Origin of the sequence: Rhodococcus sp. DMU2021, from assembly GCF_019641445.1 — a bacterium.
GTDB lineage: Bacteria > Actinomycetota > Actinomycetes > Mycobacteriales > Mycobacteriaceae > Rhodococcus > Rhodococcus pyridinivorans.
The window spans coordinates 23210-37291 of record NZ_JAIFKB010000001.1 but is presented as its reverse complement, the minus strand read 5'-3'; the positions used below and the strand labels follow the sequence as shown (position 1 = coordinate 37291).

Here is a 14082-nt window from a genome sequence, read left to right as displayed (position 1 = left end):
CGCTTCCTCGAAAGTAACTGGTCGGTAACCCGAATCGCTCCTGGCTGCGCCGATGCGTGGACGTCCACGAACCCGAGGAATCCCTCACGTTTTTCGTTATCAAATCGTTACCTATTGACGAGCGTCGCGGATCGTGCATCGCAAGATCGAAAACGTGTCGGCGCCCGCGGTTAGCCTTCGGCCGGATCGAACAGACATTCGAGATGGGGGCGAGATGGGGAAGCGGATCGAGTACACGAGGGAACTGCTGGAGGAAGCAGTGACCGCGTCGATCAGTACTGCAGGTGTTCTCCGCTACTTGGGGCTTCGAGCAGGCGGAGGTAGTTACGTCGTCGTGAAACGACGGATCGAGGCCTACGGAATCGACACATCACATTTCCGGGGCATGGCCCACCAGAAGGGACGACCGGCCCGGAACCGGCTGCACTGGTCGGACGTGCTCACGGTCGCACCGGCCGGCTCGAACCGGAAGGAGACCAGAGCGCTCAGGCGCGCACTCCTCGAACACGGTCGTGCACACGAGTGCGAGATGTGCGGCATCGGACCGGAGTGGCTCGAATCTCCGCTCGCGCTCCACATCGATCACGTCGACGGCAATCCGAACGACTCCCGCCCGCACAACCTTCGCTTCCTGTGCCCGAATTGCCACAGTCAGACGCCGACCTGGGCGGGCAGGAACGCACGTCGCGTTCTCGGCGAGCCCCCCGAGCGGACTCCCGGCCGGATCGGAGCGGAACCCGAAGAGGCGGCATTATGACGCGACCGGTCAAGTACACCGAAGAGATGCTGCAGGAAGCGGTTCGGAACTGCGTCAACTTCGCCGAGGTCATGCGGTACTTCGGCCTCAAACCCAATGGCGGGCACCACACGCATCTGAGCCGCCGGATCCGCGCCCTCGGCATCGACACGTCCCACTTCACCGGACGGCCCAGGACGACCGAGCGCAGACCGTACGTCCGTCACGAGTGGCAGGACCTCCTCATCGAGAAACCGCGCGGATCCAGACGCACGAAACCGGATCAGCTCCGACGGGCGCTCGTCGAGTACGGACGCCCCTACCGGTGCAGCCGATGCGGCACCGAGCCCGAGTGGAACGGGAGACCGCTCACCTTGCACGTCGACCACATCGACGGAAACCCTAACGACTCCCGCCCGGAGAACCTCCGCTTCCTGTGCCCCAACTGCCACAGTCAGACGCCCACCTGGGCCGGACGAAACGTACAACTCCGTATGGCGCCGGAGTGACGGCCATGCCGTATCCTGCTGAGGTCTGGCGCGAGTGGCGGAATTGGCAGACGCCCGGGTTTTAGGTACCCGTGTCTTAGGACGTGGGGGTTCGAGTCCCCCCTCGCGCACCACGTGACCTCACCCACGGTGCACCGACCGGTCTTGGCAGGTCGGTGCACCGTTCGGGTACCGTCGAGGGCGTGTCCGAGCATCGCCCTCCCCGCCGGTTGGCCCTGATCATCCTGGTCCTGGTGGCCGCGACCGGATGCCTCGGCCTCGGTTACTGGCAGTGGGTCCGGTTCGAAGCGGTCGGCGGCACCTACCAGAATCTCGGCTACGCCCTCCAGTGGCCGGCCTTCGCCTTCTTCTGCGTCTACGCCTACCGGCGCTTCGTCCGCCTCGAGGCCGAGGAGCAGGAAGCCGAAAGCACCGGCGGACGACGCCCGTCCGAGCCGGACGAGCCCACCGAGATCCCCGAAGATCTTCTTCCCACCCGTCCGCGCACGCTCGCCGAGGCACGCGAGCAGGAGGCCGCGGATCCCGACGCACAACAGATCAACGAGTACAACGAGTACCTCGCGCAGCTTGCGCGCAGGTCCGATAGGAGCGCTCAGTGAGCACGACCCCCGAGCAGGCGTCCGGCCAGGCCACCACGCCGCGCGTCGTCAGTGAGGCCGACCGCAAGAAGATCCGGTCGGCTCTGCTGCGTTACCGCGTGCTCGCCTACGCGACCGGTATCTGGCTGCTGATCCTCACCGGTGAGATGGTCGCCAAGTACATCATCGGTGTCGAGAACGTGCCGGCCTGGATCGCGATCGTGCACGGCTGGGTGTACGCGGTGTACCTGGTCCTCACCTTCGACCTGTCGATCAAGGTGCGCTGGCCGATCGCCCGGACGGTGTGGACGCTCCTGGCGGGCACCATCCCGTTCCTGTCCTTCTTCGTCGAGCACAAGCGCACCCAGCAGGTGAAGGCCGACTTCGGCGTCTGAGCCGGTAACCTCTACGAACACGAATCGGGCGGATCCTTTCGAAGGATCCGCCCGATTTCGTTGCGAACGAGCGCGCTCAGCGTCGCGGCAGGCGCACCACCTGCACGAAGAACTCGTCGATCTGGCGCACCGCGTGGATGAACTGATCGAGGTCGACCGGCTTCGTCACGTACGCGTTGGCGTGCAGCTTGTAGCTGCGGAGGATGTCCTCCTCCGCTGCCGAGGTCGTGAGGACGACGACGGGGATGTCGGTGAGGTCGGTGTCGGACTTGACCTGCTCGAGGACCTGCCGTCCGTCGTACTTGGGCAGGTTCAGGTCGAGGAGGATCAGGTCGGGCCGAGGGGCGCTCTCGTACTCTCCGCGCCGGTAGAGGAAGTCGAGTGCCTCCTCGCCGTCGCGGACCACGTGAAGGGTGTTTCCGATCTTGTTGTCCTCGAACGCTTCGCGCGTCATCAATTCGTCGCCGGGGTCGTCCTCGACGAGGAGGACGTCGATCGGCCGCCCGGAAACGCTCATGCAGATGCCCCTTTCAGAGCGACTTCGGTTGCAGACATGTCGTCGCCTGCCTTGGGAATCGTAAAGCAGAATCGACTGCCTTCCCGATACTGCGGGTCGAGCCAGATCTCTCCACCGTGGTATTCGACGATCTTGCGGCAGATGGCCAGGCCGATGCCGGTGCCGGTGTAGACGTCCCGGCCGTGCAGCCTCTGGAAGATCACGAAGACCTTGTCGGCGAACTCTTCGGCGATACCGATTCCGTTGTCCTGCACGGAAAATCGCCAGAACTCGTCGTCCCCGTCGACGATCTCCTCGCAGTCGACCCGGATCTCCACGGGCCTGTCCTCGTGGCGGAATTTGATCGCGTTGCCGATCAGGTTCTGCCACAACATGATCATCAGTGTGGGATCGCCCACGATCGTCGGCAGGGACTCGGGCCGGGTGATCTCCGCCCCGGATTCCTCGACCGCCTGGGAGATGTTCGTCAGAGCCGCGTCGAGGGTCACGTCCAGTTCGGTGCGGACGTGCGCGTCGCTGACGCGTCCGACGCGGGAGAAGGTCAGCAGGTCGTTGATGAGCACCTGCATACGCTTCGCGCCGTCGACCGCGAAGGCGATGTACTGGGTGCCGCGTTCGTCGAGCTTGTCGCCGTAACGCTTCTCGAGTAGCTGACAGAAGGACGCGACCTTGCGCAGCGGCTCCTGCAGGTCGTGGGAGGCGACGTAGGCGAACTGTTCGAGTTCGGAGTTCGAGCGCCGCAGTTCCGTCGTCTGGTTCTCGAGTTGCTCCTCACGCTCGTGCGCGACCTGCAGTTCGCGCACGATCCGCTCGCGCATGTCCTCGACGTCGCGACCCAGCGCATAGATGTCGGCGGGGCCCTGCGGCTCGATCTCGCGCTCGAAGTTCTGGCCCGCGACGACGCTGCGCGATGCCTGTCGCAGACGCTGGATCGGACGGACCATGATCATCTGGAGCAGGACTGCCAGGCCCACGCCGGCGAGCAGGAAAACCACGACCATGCCGGCAAGGATGCGGTCGCGCGTGGTGCGGGTGTCCTCGAGAGTCGCGATGCCGTCCTCTCGGGCCTGCGTGAGATCGGCGTTCTGGACCTCGAACGCCGCCCGGAGCCGGTCGAACGCGACGCGGCCCGCATCGACGACGGCGGGATCCACGAACTGCGGTTCCCCCGGTACGACGGTGGAGATGAGCGGTTCGGCGTACACGCGTCGCCACTGCGCCGCGTGCGTTTCGATCGCGTCGAGGTCCGCCATCAGCTTCTCCTCGTCGCCGACGAGAGCGCGCAACTCGGCGGCGGCAGCCTCCTCCTCCCGCCGTCCCTCCTCGTAGGGCATGAGGAAATCGGGATCGGCGGCGAGAATGTAGCCCCGTGCGCCCGTCTCCTGGTTGATCAGCGCCGATTGCAACCGGTACGCCTCGACGCGGGCGGGCTGGATCCGGTCGCGCACGTAGTTGGAGTATTCGGTCGTCTCACGGAGGAAGTGGCTGCCGACCACGGTGCCGACGACCACCAACACACCCATCACGCCGAGTACGAGCAGGAACCATGCCTGGACCGTCATCCTGCGAGAGGGAGGGCGACGCACGTCCCCCGTCTCCGCCGTTGCGTCGCTGTTCGTCATGCGGTGATGATCACTTCCTGTTCCATTGCACGTGGACGACTGCCACGTCGTCGGACAGCCCTCCCCTACTGTCCGCGAGTTTCTCGGCACCGTCGATCAGCGAGTCGGTGAACTCGGCAGCCGGCAGATGGGCGCGTTCGCGCGCGAGCTCGAGGAGTCCTTCCTCACCGAGTCGTTCCGGGCCGTCGCCTCGATGACCCTCGAACAATCCGTCGGTGAACAACACGATCGCGCCGTCCTCGGGCAGATCCAACTCGTGGACGGGCCAGGTGGCCACTCCCGGCAGCAGGCCGAGAGCGGGACCACCGGGCGCTTCGATCCAGTCGATGGTTCCGCGGTGGCGGAGCAGCAGCCCGGGATGACCGGCCCGCATGACCTCGACGGTGCCGTGGTCGGCACACATCGTGAGGTTCGTCATCGACGCGAAGAAGCGACTCTCCGTGCGCTCGGCGACGAGCAGTTCCTCGAGTTGGTGCAAGCGGCGGGGACCGTCTACCCCGCTGAGCACGAGCGTGCGCCACGCGATGCGCAGGCCCACGCCGAGGGCGGCCTCGTCGGGGCCGTGACCGGAGACGTCGCCGATGAGGACGTGGACGGTGCCGTCGCCGGTCTGCACGACGTCGTAGAAGTCGCCGCCGAGAAGAGCAGACGACCGGCCGGGTCGGTAACGGGCGACGACGTCGAAGTCCTGCCCGTCGCGCAGGAGTGGGGACGGGAGCAGGCCGCGTTCGAGTCGGGCGTTCTCCTGCGCGTGAAGCTGGCTCGCCTGGAGTTCCGCCGCAGCGATCTCGGTCTGCTTTCGCTGGATGGCGTAGCGGACGGCGCGGCCGAACAGATCGGGTTCGACGCGTCCCTTGACGAGATAGTCCTGGGCGCCGACGGACAGCGCGGCGAGGCCGGTCTGTTCCTCCGCGAGGCCGGTGAGGACGACGATGGGGACGGAATCGGTAATTTCCTGGATGCGGGCGACGGCTTCGAGGCCGCTCGCATCGGGCAGGTGGAGGTCGAGAAGTACGCAGTCGGGAGCCGACGTGGCGAGTTCGTCGCGGGCCTGCGCAAGTGTCTGCACCCACACGACAGTCATCTCGGGGGCACTGTCGACGACGAGTTCCTCCACGATGAGCGCGTCGCCCGGATCGTCCTCGATGAGGAGCAACGACGGTGGTTCGACCGACTCGCTCTGCGCTCGGTGCATGTCCACTCGGCGCCCCTCCCTCCCTGCTCGAAAGGGAACATTACAGACTCGACGACAGCATGGTCACAGGGTGGTCACGGCGGGTCGCGGCCACGGCCGACGGACCGATATGTGCATCTATCGGCACGATCTTGCATGATGGCAAGGTGAACGATCCCATGACCGCGCATCCGCATATGACTGTTTCCACGAGCCGTATCGGCTCCGTGGCCGTACTGTCCGTCAACGGCGAAGTCGACATGACGAGTGCCCCGCTCCTCGAGCAGGAAGCCCTCGCACTCCTCGACACCGACATCTCCGGACTTATCGTCGACCTCAGCGGGGTTGATTTCCTCGCTTCGATGGGTATCGCTCTGTTGGTCGAGTTGTCCAAGCGAGCCGGCGACAACACCGGTTTCGCCGTCGTGGCACATGGCAGCGCCACGGCACGCCCGCTCGAACTCCTCGGCCTCGGAGAGGTCCTGGCGATCCATCCGAAGCTCGACGACGCGCTCGTCGGCCTCGGTAACTCGCCGGAAGGCGTCTCCGAGTAGACCGCCGTACCCGACGAACCGAGGAGCCATGTCGTCTGCGCCCGAGGAGTCAGCTTTGCTTTTTCCCGACGAGATCCGTTCGTCGGGTGTGCGAGCCGACCCGACCGAGATTGCAGGCCTGCGGGTCGTCACGAGGCGGTGGCTGGCGAAGCTCCCCCTCAGCGAGGACCAACGACAGGACATACTGCTCGCGAGCTACGAAGCGCTCGCGAATGCCGTCGAGCACGCCTATGCGCCGGACGACGCGCACGGCACGCTCGACTACGAGGCGACGTATCTGCCCAACGAGGGTGAGGTGGTCGTGCGGGTCGTCGACCACGGCTCCTGGCACGACGCCGTCGACAGCGACGCCCGACGTTCACGCGGTCACGGGCTGACGCTGATCCGCAATCTGGCCAGCGACGTCCAGGTCTCGGCCGGCCCGAAGGGCACGGTCGTCGAGATGCGCTGGGTCCTCGAGGAGACGGACAGGGCAGAGAACGACAGGGTAGGGGACGACAGGGCAGGGGACGAACTCTCGTCCCACGACGCGAGCTGATCTGCGCGGTAGGCGCGCGTCGCGAGTTCCCGATCGAAGCGGCCGCGGGAGGAGCACGATGCTCCTCCCGCGGCCGCTTTCGTCATACCTGCAGGGCACCCACGTCCGGCTTCGCGGGACCGAACTTCGGTGCCAGTTCGCGGCGTGCCGCACGGTCGCCGAGGTGTTCGAGCAACCGGCGCCCGGGAGCCGATCTCGTCAGGACCATGTGGCTGCGTTTCCATCTCCGCGGACGCGGTAGCCGCCCTGTGGAGGCGATCGCGTGGATCTTCGTGCGCACGGTCGAGAACGTGGCCGTCTCCTGTGTTCTCGACCGTCCCCCGGTGGATCGGGACGTCGTGGCCGACGAGCTCACCGCCATGGTCACGGCGTATCTGCGGGACATGTCGCTCCCCTGACGGGGCGAACCAGGTGTTCCTCGCTATCGTGGCGGGAACCCTGTGACCCTGACAGGGGGTTTCCGCCGGACCCTTCGGTTCGAAGGGTCCGATGCGGGACGGTGAGTGAGGAGGCGGCGATGGCGCGTTGGAATCCACGGGTGGTACTGGACTGGTTGCGTGCGGGATATCCCGAGGGGATCCCGGCCAAGGATCACTTCGCGTTGCTTGCCGTGCTCGAGCGTCGGCTCACCGACGAGGAACTTCTCGAGGCGATCGAGACGGCGGCGGCGACCGCGTCCGAGCACCCGGAGCGGCAGGTCGACCACGACACCCTGCGGAAGATCGTGGCAGGGGTGATCCACGAGGAACCGGACCCGCAGGACGTCGAGCGCGTCCGTGAGCAGCTGGTCGCTGCGGGCTGGCCCGTTGTGGGCGGTGAACTCTCCCGCGGCGACGAGGCGGCCGAGCCCGTCGAACCGGATACGCAACCGACGACCGGGACGACTGCGGCGCCGGCATCCGACGCTGTTGCTGCATCGGATACCGACGCCGCGGAACCCGTGCGCGAGGAACGTGGGACGCAGGCCGGCGCGCGTTAGCGACTCGCGGCGAGCCGCGAATCAGGCGCTTGCGGCGAGCGCAGCGAGGGCGGGCACGAGCTGGGCGAGCGCCCGTCCTCGATGCGACTGTGCGTCCTTCTCCTCCGCGGACAGTTCCGCGGCGGTGCGTTCCTCGCCTTCGGGGCGGAAGACCGGGTCGTAGCCGAAACCGTTCTCGCCGCGCGGCTCGCGCACGATGCTGCCGCGCCATTCGCCGCGCACGACGGTCGTGACGAATCCGTCGTCCGACGGCACCACGAGCGCGCACGCCGACACGAAGGCCGCGCCGCGACGCTCGTCCGGCACATCCTGCATCTGGCCGAGCAGCAGTGCGGTGTTCGCCTCGTCGTCGCCGTGGCGTCCGCTCCAGCGCGCCGAGAGCACGCCGGGCATGCCGCGCAGGGCGTCGACCTCGAGACCGGAGTCGTCGGCGACGCAGGGCATCCCTGTGGCGGCTGCGCCGTCGCGGGCCTTGGCTCCGGCGTTCGCTTCGAAGGTCTCCCCCGTCTCGGGTGCCTCCGGGTAGGGCGGGACGGTGTCGAGACCTACGAGTTCGATGCCGTCGATCCCGGCGCGGTCGAGCACGCGCTGCAGTTCGCGCAGCTTCTTCGCGTTGCGACTTGCGACCAGCACCCGCACGTCAGACTCCGAACTTCTTCTTGACGACCTCCGCCTCGACCGGCTCGGGCAGGGTGCCCAGGTACGGCTCGGCGAGCACCTCGCGCTGGATCCGGCACAGTTCCTCGATGCCGGCGAGCGAGGAGTCGAGCATCGCGTCGAGCGTGGAACGCGGGAAGGTCGCGCCTTCGCCGGTGCCCTGGACCTCGACGAGGGTGCCTGTCTCGGTGGCGACGACGTTCATGTCGACCTCGGCGCGCACGTCCTCCTCGTAGGGCAGGTCGAGACGGACACGTCCGTCGACCACGCCGACGCTGACGGCGGCGATCTGGCACGAGATGGGCTGCGGGTCGGCGAGGCTGCCCGCGGCACGCAGGTAGGTCACCGCGTCGCACAGTGCGACATAGGCGCCGGTGATCGCCGCGGTGCGGGTGCCTCCGTCGGCCTGCAGCACGTCGCAGTCGATCGCGATGGTGTTCTCGCCAAGGGCGGCGAGGTCGATGCATGCGCGCAGCGACCGGCCGACCAGGCGGCTGATCTCCTGGGTGCGGCCGCCGAGCTTGCCCTTGACCGACTCGCGTCCGCTGCGGGTGTGGGTGGCGGCGGGAAGCATCGCGTACTCGGCGGTGAGCCAGCCGAGACCGGAGCCCCTACGCCACCGCGGCACGCCTTCCTCGACGCTGGCGGTGCACATCACGCGGGTCTGTCCGAATTCGACGAGCACGGAGCCCGCCGGGTGGTTGGTGAAACCCCGGGTGATGCGAATGCTCCGGAGTTCGTCGTCCGCTCTGCCGTCTTCTCGTGTCGTCACTCGTCCGAGCCTAGGCGATCCGGGGGCGGGCCTTTCAGATGCGGTACACGTCTCCGGCGGTGACCGCGTGGACCGGTCCGGAGTACTCGGCCTTGGCCTCGGCGATGACGTCCTCGCGGGAGGTCCACGGCGGGATGTGGGTCAGGAGGAGTTCGCCGACACCGGCGAGGGCCGCGACGCGACCGGCCTCGGTGCCCGAGAGGTGCACGCCCTCGGGGCGTTCCCCCGGCGCGTGGGTCCACGACGCCTCGGCGAGCAGCACGTGGGCGCCGCGGGCGAGTTCGACGACCGAATCGCACATGCCGGTGTCGCCGGTGTAGACGAGGGTGCGGCCGGAGTCGCTGGTGATGCGGAAGCCGTAGGCCTCCGGCGGGTGGTGGACGCGGCCGGGGCAGATGGTCAGGCTCCCGAACCGGATTTGCTCGCCGTCGCCGAGCATCCGGACGTCCAGGGTGTCGCTGACGTCGTCGACCTCGCCGGGGATCTCCGCGGACGCCACACCGATGCGGTGGGCGGTGCCGGCGGGACCGTAGGTGAGGACGCGGCCCTGCGGCGGGGACGGCGAGTAGCGGCGCCAGACCAGCAGACCGGGCAGGTCGAGGCAGTGATCGGCGTGCAGATGGGACAGGAGGATCGACACTTCGCCGGGGTCGGCGTGGCGCTGGAGCGCGCCGAGGACGCCGGGACCGAAGTCGATGACCAGGGGCGGGGTGTCCGGTGCCGTCAGCAGGTAGCCGGAGGCTGCGGAATCCGGCCCGGCCACACTGCCCGAGCACCCCAGAACGGTCATGCGCATATCAGCCATGCTGCCATGCCGAAGGTCCCTCGATGAAGCCAACGCGCGTATTGCGGCGCAGACTCACAGTGGCCGGGAAGGTGTGACGCGCGGATCGTTCGGCCACTTCGCGCGGCCGATCGGCGGGTTGTCGGCGCGGGTGGTCAGCGCGGCACGACCGAGGGGGTGGTGCGACGGGCGCGACGCGCGTCCGCGGACAGCGCCCACGCCGCGAGAACGCCGCCGACCGCACCGAAGAAGTGCCCTTCCCAGGAGATCCACGGTTCGCTCGGCAGCACCCCCCACAGCATGCCGCCGTAGAGGAACAGCACCACGACTCCGAGCAGGATCTGCCCGGCCTTGCGGGTGAACACTCCGCGCACGATCAAATAGGTGAGCCACCCGAAGATCAGGCTCGACGCTCCGATGTGGGTCTCGCCCGAGCCCGCGATCAGCCACGTCCCCACTCCTGCGACGACCCAGATGATCGCGGTCGCGGCCAGGCCGCGCCCGATGCCGGAGAGCAGCACCAGGAAGCCGAGGACGAGCGCGGGCACGGTGTTGGCGGTGAGGTGGGCCCAGTCGGCGTGCAGGATCGGCGCGAACAGCACGCCCCACAGCCCGTCGGCGGTGCGGGGTTCGACACCGGCCGCGTCGAGATCGGCGGGGAGCACCGCATCGACGGTCTCGATGCCGTAGAGCATCGCGACGAACCCGCCGATCCACAGTCCGGCACGTTGCCAGATCGGCCGGATGCGGGTGTCGGCGCCGGTGCCGGTGCCGCTGGGAATGGTCATGGCACCATTCTGCCGTCACGTACCGGTCAGTGGCCGAAGACCGAGGGCAGCACGTCGCGATAGGCGGGGATGTCGGCCACGGAGGTCGCGGACAGGATCGCGTCGACGATCGCGCGTTCGACCACCACCGCGGCGGCCTCGCACACCGCGGCGAGGATCGGCAGTTCGGCGGCGAAGGCCAGGATCGACGGGGCGTCGCCCAGTGCGTCGGAGACGTCGGCGGTGCCGGTCGAGAGGGCGAAGATCGTGTCGCCGTCGAGCGGTGAGTGCGCGGGACGGATCGCGCGGCCGAGACCGTCGTGCCCGGTGACTGCGACGCGACGGCACGCCGCCTTCGACAGCGGTGCGTCGGTGGCGACCACACCGATCGTGGTGTTCAGGACGGTGCCCTTGTCGCCGAGCGCGCGGGCCGCGGCCAGATCCGCCGCGGAGGGCGACGACAGTCCGAGTTCTTCGGCTCGCGCGGCGTCGACGCCCCAGGGCAGTCCGGTCACGGGGTCGAACACCGAGCCGACGGGGTTGGCGACCATCAGTGCCGCCACGGTCACCCCGGTCGCGGGACCGTCCGTGATCCGCACGCTCGCCGAGCCGATGCCGCCCTTGAGCGCCCCGGCGCGGGCACCGGTGCCGGCGCCGACGCTGCCGCGCTCGAGGTGCGTGGAGCTGGCGGTGGCCGCGGCGGTGCATCCGGAATCGGCGGTCGGGCGCGCGGACCACTGACCCACCGGCAGGTCGAAGATGACGGCGCCGGGGACGATCGGGACGACCGCGCCGGGCGCGCCCATCGGAATGCCCTTGCCGTTCTTCTCGAGATAGCACATCACGCCGTCGGCGGCGGCCAGCCCGTATGCGCTGCCACCGGTGAGGAGGACCGCGTCGACACGCTGCACGGAATGACTCGGATCGAGCAGGTCGGTCTCCCGGGTGCCCGGTCCCCCGCCGCGCACGTCCACCGATGCGACGGCGGACGGGTCGGCGAGCACGACGGTGCATCCCGTGGCGGCGCCCGTACCGGGAATCTCGGGGGTGCCGACGGTGACCTCGGGATCGAGGCGCTGCCAGTGACCGACACTCAGACCCGCCACGTCGAGCAGCGAATCGGTCGGCCCCGGCACGGTCACGGCTGAAGCGCCTGGACGAGGGAGTCCTGCATCCATGTCAGCCAGTGGTAGACGTCGAGATGCGGGGCACGCGGATCGTCGTCGTCGAGGACGTCGGGGGTGTCGGCGTCGATGCCGAGGGTGGTGCCGAGCGCGAGCCGCACGTCGTTGAGCCCGTACAGCCAGGCTTCGGCCTGTTCGGGATTGAGCACCACCTTGCCGCCGCCTTCGGGCACGGTGCGCAGGATGACCGCGCCGGCGGCGAGCTTCGCATCGATGATGCTCGGTTCGTGCAGGCTCCGCATCGCACCGTTGAGGTCGGCGGCGTCGTCGCCGACATCGGCGACGGCATCGGCGTCGGGGCGGTGGAAGTCGGGAAGGAGTCGTCGCAGCGCCGGGATCTCGGGCGGGGTGGCGTTACCGGTGCGCAGGCCGGTCAGCGCCGCGAGGTCGTCCTGCGGGGCCTGTCCGGCGCGTTCCTCGAGCATGCCCAGCACGGAGGACACGAGCGACCGCAGCACCGACGCTTCGTGGGCGTCCATCTCCGACCGGAGCTTGGGGCCGCTGAGCGAGTTCTTCCTGGTCCACTGCCGCACGTCGGTCGGGCCCTCCTGTGGGGATCATTCGTCGCGTTGCATCGTCGCCCACAGTCCGGCGGCGTGCAGACGCTGCACGTCGTGTTCCATCTTGTCACGCGAACCACTCGACACGACGGCCTTGCCCTCGTTGTGGACCTTGAGCATGAGCTCGGTGGCCTTGGCCTTGCTGTACCCGAACAGCTTCTGGAAGATGAACGTCACGTAGTGCATGAGGTTGACGGGGTCGTCCCAGACCACGGTCACCCATGGCCTGTCGACCGCTTCGATCTCCTCGACGATTTCGGCCTCGGCCGGAACGGCCTGTCCCGCCATGGCCGGAACGGCCTGGCCGGCCATGAATCGGACGTCGAGCGGAGTGGTCGTACTACACGGCGCCATGTTCCCAGGGTACGACTTCGGAGCACGGCGAAAAACCCGCCTCGGAGGCCGTGGCTCTACAGTGATCGGGTGCCCGAAGTCATTCACCGTGCCGGTCGTCCCGGCACCGCACTGTTCACGGACAAGTACGAGTTGACCATGCTCGAGGCTGCCCTGGCGGACGGCACGGGCGACCGCCCGTGCGTCTTCGAGGTCTTCGCCCGGCGTCTTCCCCCGGGCCGGCGGTACGGCGTCGTCGCAGGCACCGCGCGGTTGATCGAGGCACTCGGATCGTTCCGGTTCGACGAGGCCGAACTCGAACTCGCCGCCGGTTTTCTCGCTCCGCGCACCGTCGAGTGGCTGCGCGACTTCCGGTTCTCCGGCGACATCGACGGCTACCGCGAGGGCGACTTCTACTTCCCGGGTTCACCGATCCTGTCGGTGAGCGGCACCTTCGCCGAGTGTGTGCTACTCGAGACGCTGACGCTGTCGATCTTCAACCACGACAGCGCGATCGCCTCCGCGGCGGCGCGCATGGTGAGTGTGGCCGACGGCCGCGCGCTCATCGAGATGGGGTCGCGGCGTACCCACGAGGAAGCGGCGGTCGCCGCGGCGCGCGCGGCCTATCTCGCGGGCTTCGACTCGACGTCCAATCTGCAGGCCGCACAGCGGTACGGCATCCCCGCAGCGGGTACCGCCGCGCACGCGTTCACCCTGCTGCACACCACGACGGCTGGTCGCGACGAGGCGTCCGCCTTCCGCAGCCAGGTCGAGAGTCTCGGTGTGGGCACGACCCTGCTGGTGGACACCTACGACATCGCCGAGGGCGTGAACACGGCGATCGCGGTGGCCGGCCCCGAACTCGGTGGCGTGCGGATCGATTCGGGCGATCTCGGTGTGCTCGCCCGCCAGGTGCGCGAACAACTCGACGGACTCGGCGCGACCCGCACGAAGATCGTGATGTCCGGTGATCTCGACGAATACGGGATCGCGGGTCTGCGCGCCGAACCGGTCGACGGCTACGGCGTCGGCACCTCGCTGGTGACCGGCTCGGGGGCTCCGACGGCGGGCATGGTCTTCAAGCTCGTGGAGGTCGATGGTCTCGCGGTCGAGAAGCGCAGTGCGTCGAAGGAGTCCCGAGGGGGCGCGAAGCGGGCCGTCCGGTACGCGCGGAGGACGGGCACGCTCGTCGAGGAGGTCGTGTACCCGGCCCGCACCGAGCAGGTCCCGCCGGGCGAGGGTTCACAGGTCCACGAACTGATGATCCCGCTGGTCCGCGGCGGCGAGGCAGTCGGCGATCTGCCTACCCTGGAGGAGAGCCGTGAGCACCTCCGGCAGGGCATGGTGCGTCTGCCGTGGGAGGGCCTGACGCTCTCGGCCGGGGATCCCGCCATCCCCACCCGCTTCGTCCGTGAGGGGTGAG

Annotated in this window: 19 protein-coding genes, 1 tRNA gene and 1 pseudogene; 10 read left to right on the top strand and 11 right to left on the bottom strand. The window is 68.3% G+C overall.

Annotated elements, in window-relative coordinates; all coding sequences use genetic code 11:
* The first annotated feature begins 214 nt into the window (after window positions 1–214).
* The 5 genes from K3M35_RS00200 (at window position 215) to K3M35_RS00180 (ending at window position 2218) form a co-directional block, all read left to right on the top strand.
* Entirely contained in the window at window positions 215–757 is a 543-nt protein-coding gene (locus K3M35_RS00200; protein ID WP_220665839.1) for an HNH endonuclease signature motif containing protein, read from the top strand.
* Window positions 754–1245 carry an HNH endonuclease gene (locus tag K3M35_RS00195; RefSeq protein ID WP_064257052.1) on the top strand — a complete coding sequence of 164 codons (492 nt, stop codon included), beginning with the start codon at window positions 754–756 and terminating at the stop codon, window positions 1243–1245. The genes K3M35_RS00200 and K3M35_RS00195 overlap by 4 nt, the downstream gene beginning before the upstream one ends.
* A 28-nt stretch (window positions 1246–1273) precedes the next feature.
* Window positions 1274–1358, top strand: a tRNA-Leu gene (locus K3M35_RS00190).
* A gap of 69 nt (window positions 1359–1427) precedes the next feature.
* On the top strand, window positions 1428–1844 hold the full coding sequence (locus K3M35_RS00185) for a transcriptional regulator (protein WP_220665838.1): 417 nt from the start codon (window positions 1428–1430) through the stop codon (window positions 1842–1844).
* The gene (locus K3M35_RS00180; RefSeq protein ID WP_006554752.1) at window positions 1841–2218 is read left to right on the top strand and encodes a DUF3817 domain-containing protein; all 378 of its coding nucleotides are present in this window, start codon (window positions 1841–1843) and stop codon (window positions 2216–2218) included. Before K3M35_RS00185 ends, K3M35_RS00180 begins: the two co-directional genes overlap by 4 nt.
* Before the next feature lie 76 nt (window positions 2219–2294).
* Here K3M35_RS00180 and K3M35_RS00175 read toward each other — a convergent pair whose 3' ends face one another.
* From K3M35_RS00175 to K3M35_RS00165, 3 genes are all read right to left on the bottom strand, one after another.
* Complete coding sequence (locus tag K3M35_RS00175) at window positions 2295–2735, bottom strand: response regulator (RefSeq protein ID WP_006554751.1); 441 nt, start codon at window positions 2733–2735, stop codon at window positions 2295–2297.
* Entirely contained in the window at window positions 2732–4297 is a 1566-nt protein-coding gene (locus K3M35_RS00170; RefSeq protein WP_220665959.1) for a CHASE3 domain-containing protein, read from the bottom strand. Before K3M35_RS00170 ends, K3M35_RS00175 begins: the two co-directional genes overlap by 4 nt.
* 70 nt (window positions 4298–4367) lie before the next feature.
* Window positions 4368–5552, bottom strand: coding sequence for a PP2C family protein-serine/threonine phosphatase (locus tag K3M35_RS00165; protein ID WP_232333466.1), 1185 nt, complete (start codon window positions 5550–5552; stop codon window positions 4368–4370).
* 176 nt (window positions 5553–5728) lie between these two features.
* Here K3M35_RS00165 and K3M35_RS00160 point away from each other — a divergent pair, with 176 nt between their 5' ends.
* Both K3M35_RS00160 and K3M35_RS00155 read left to right on the top strand, forming a co-directional pair.
* Window positions 5729–6085 (top strand): STAS domain-containing protein, encoded by a 357-nt coding sequence (locus K3M35_RS00160; RefSeq protein WP_259443448.1) that lies wholly within the window; start codon window positions 5729–5731, stop codon window positions 6083–6085.
* Between the two features lie 55 nt (window positions 6086–6140).
* The gene (locus K3M35_RS00155; RefSeq protein WP_024100519.1) at window positions 6141–6623 is read left to right on the top strand and encodes an ATP-binding protein; all 483 of its coding nucleotides are present in this window, start codon (window positions 6141–6143) and stop codon (window positions 6621–6623) included.
* 82 nt (window positions 6624–6705) lie between these two features.
* On the opposite strand, the gene K3M35_RS25930 is transcribed toward K3M35_RS00155, so the two are convergent.
* Window positions 6706–6831, bottom strand: coding sequence for a hypothetical protein (locus K3M35_RS25930; protein WP_019288990.1), 126 nt, complete (start codon window positions 6829–6831; stop codon window positions 6706–6708).
* Here K3M35_RS25930 and K3M35_RS00150 point away from each other — a divergent pair.
* Together K3M35_RS00150 and K3M35_RS26570 are read left to right on the top strand one after the other, a co-directional pair.
* On the top strand, window positions 6830–7021 hold the full coding sequence (locus K3M35_RS00150; RefSeq protein ID WP_024100517.1) for a hypothetical protein: 192 nt from the start codon (window positions 6830–6832) through the stop codon (window positions 7019–7021). The genes K3M35_RS25930 and K3M35_RS00150 overlap by 2 nt on opposite strands.
* 119 nt (window positions 7022–7140) lie before the next feature.
* Window positions 7141–7431: pseudogene (locus K3M35_RS26570) on the top strand (DUF3349 domain-containing protein); the annotation flags it as partial.
* A 192-nt stretch (window positions 7432–7623) separates the two neighbouring features.
* Here K3M35_RS26570 and rdgB read toward each other — a convergent pair.
* From rdgB to clpS, 7 genes are all read right to left on the bottom strand, one after another.
* On the bottom strand, window positions 7624–8235 hold the full coding sequence (rdgB, locus tag K3M35_RS00140; RefSeq protein WP_006554745.1) for an RdgB/HAM1 family non-canonical purine NTP pyrophosphatase: 612 nt from the start codon (window positions 8233–8235) through the stop codon (window positions 7624–7626).
* A gap of 7 nt (window positions 8236–8242) precedes the next feature.
* Window positions 8243–9031 carry a ribonuclease PH gene (gene rph, locus K3M35_RS00135; RefSeq protein ID WP_006554744.1) on the bottom strand — a complete coding sequence of 263 codons (789 nt, stop codon included), beginning with the start codon at window positions 9029–9031 and terminating at the stop codon, window positions 8243–8245.
* A 34-nt stretch (window positions 9032–9065) separates the two neighbouring features.
* Complete coding sequence (locus tag K3M35_RS00130) at window positions 9066–9827, bottom strand: cyclic nucleotide-degrading phosphodiesterase (protein ID WP_071934706.1); 762 nt, start codon at window positions 9825–9827, stop codon at window positions 9066–9068.
* Between the two features lie 143 nt (window positions 9828–9970).
* Window positions 9971–10603 (bottom strand): rhomboid family intramembrane serine protease, encoded by a 633-nt coding sequence (locus K3M35_RS00125; protein WP_217579928.1) that lies wholly within the window; start codon window positions 10601–10603, stop codon window positions 9971–9973.
* Between the two features lie 26 nt (window positions 10604–10629).
* The gene (locus K3M35_RS00120; protein ID WP_217579929.1) at window positions 10630–11760 is read right to left on the bottom strand and encodes a P1 family peptidase; all 1131 of its coding nucleotides are present in this window, start codon (window positions 11758–11760) and stop codon (window positions 10630–10632) included.
* Complete coding sequence (locus K3M35_RS00115) at window positions 11721–12299, bottom strand: DUF2017 domain-containing protein (protein WP_024100511.1); 579 nt, start codon at window positions 12297–12299, stop codon at window positions 11721–11723. The genes K3M35_RS00120 and K3M35_RS00115 overlap by 40 nt, the downstream gene beginning before the upstream one ends.
* A 24-nt stretch (window positions 12300–12323) precedes the next feature.
* Window positions 12324–12680 (bottom strand): ATP-dependent Clp protease adapter ClpS, encoded by a 357-nt coding sequence (clpS, locus tag K3M35_RS00110; protein WP_024100510.1) that lies wholly within the window; start codon window positions 12678–12680, stop codon window positions 12324–12326.
* A 69-nt stretch (window positions 12681–12749) separates the two neighbouring features.
* Between clpS and K3M35_RS00105 the strand changes: the two genes are divergently transcribed.
* On the top strand, window positions 12750–14081 hold the full coding sequence (locus K3M35_RS00105; protein WP_217579930.1) for a nicotinate phosphoribosyltransferase: 1332 nt from the start codon (window positions 12750–12752) through the stop codon (window positions 14079–14081).
* Window position 14082: the final 1 nt, after the last annotated feature.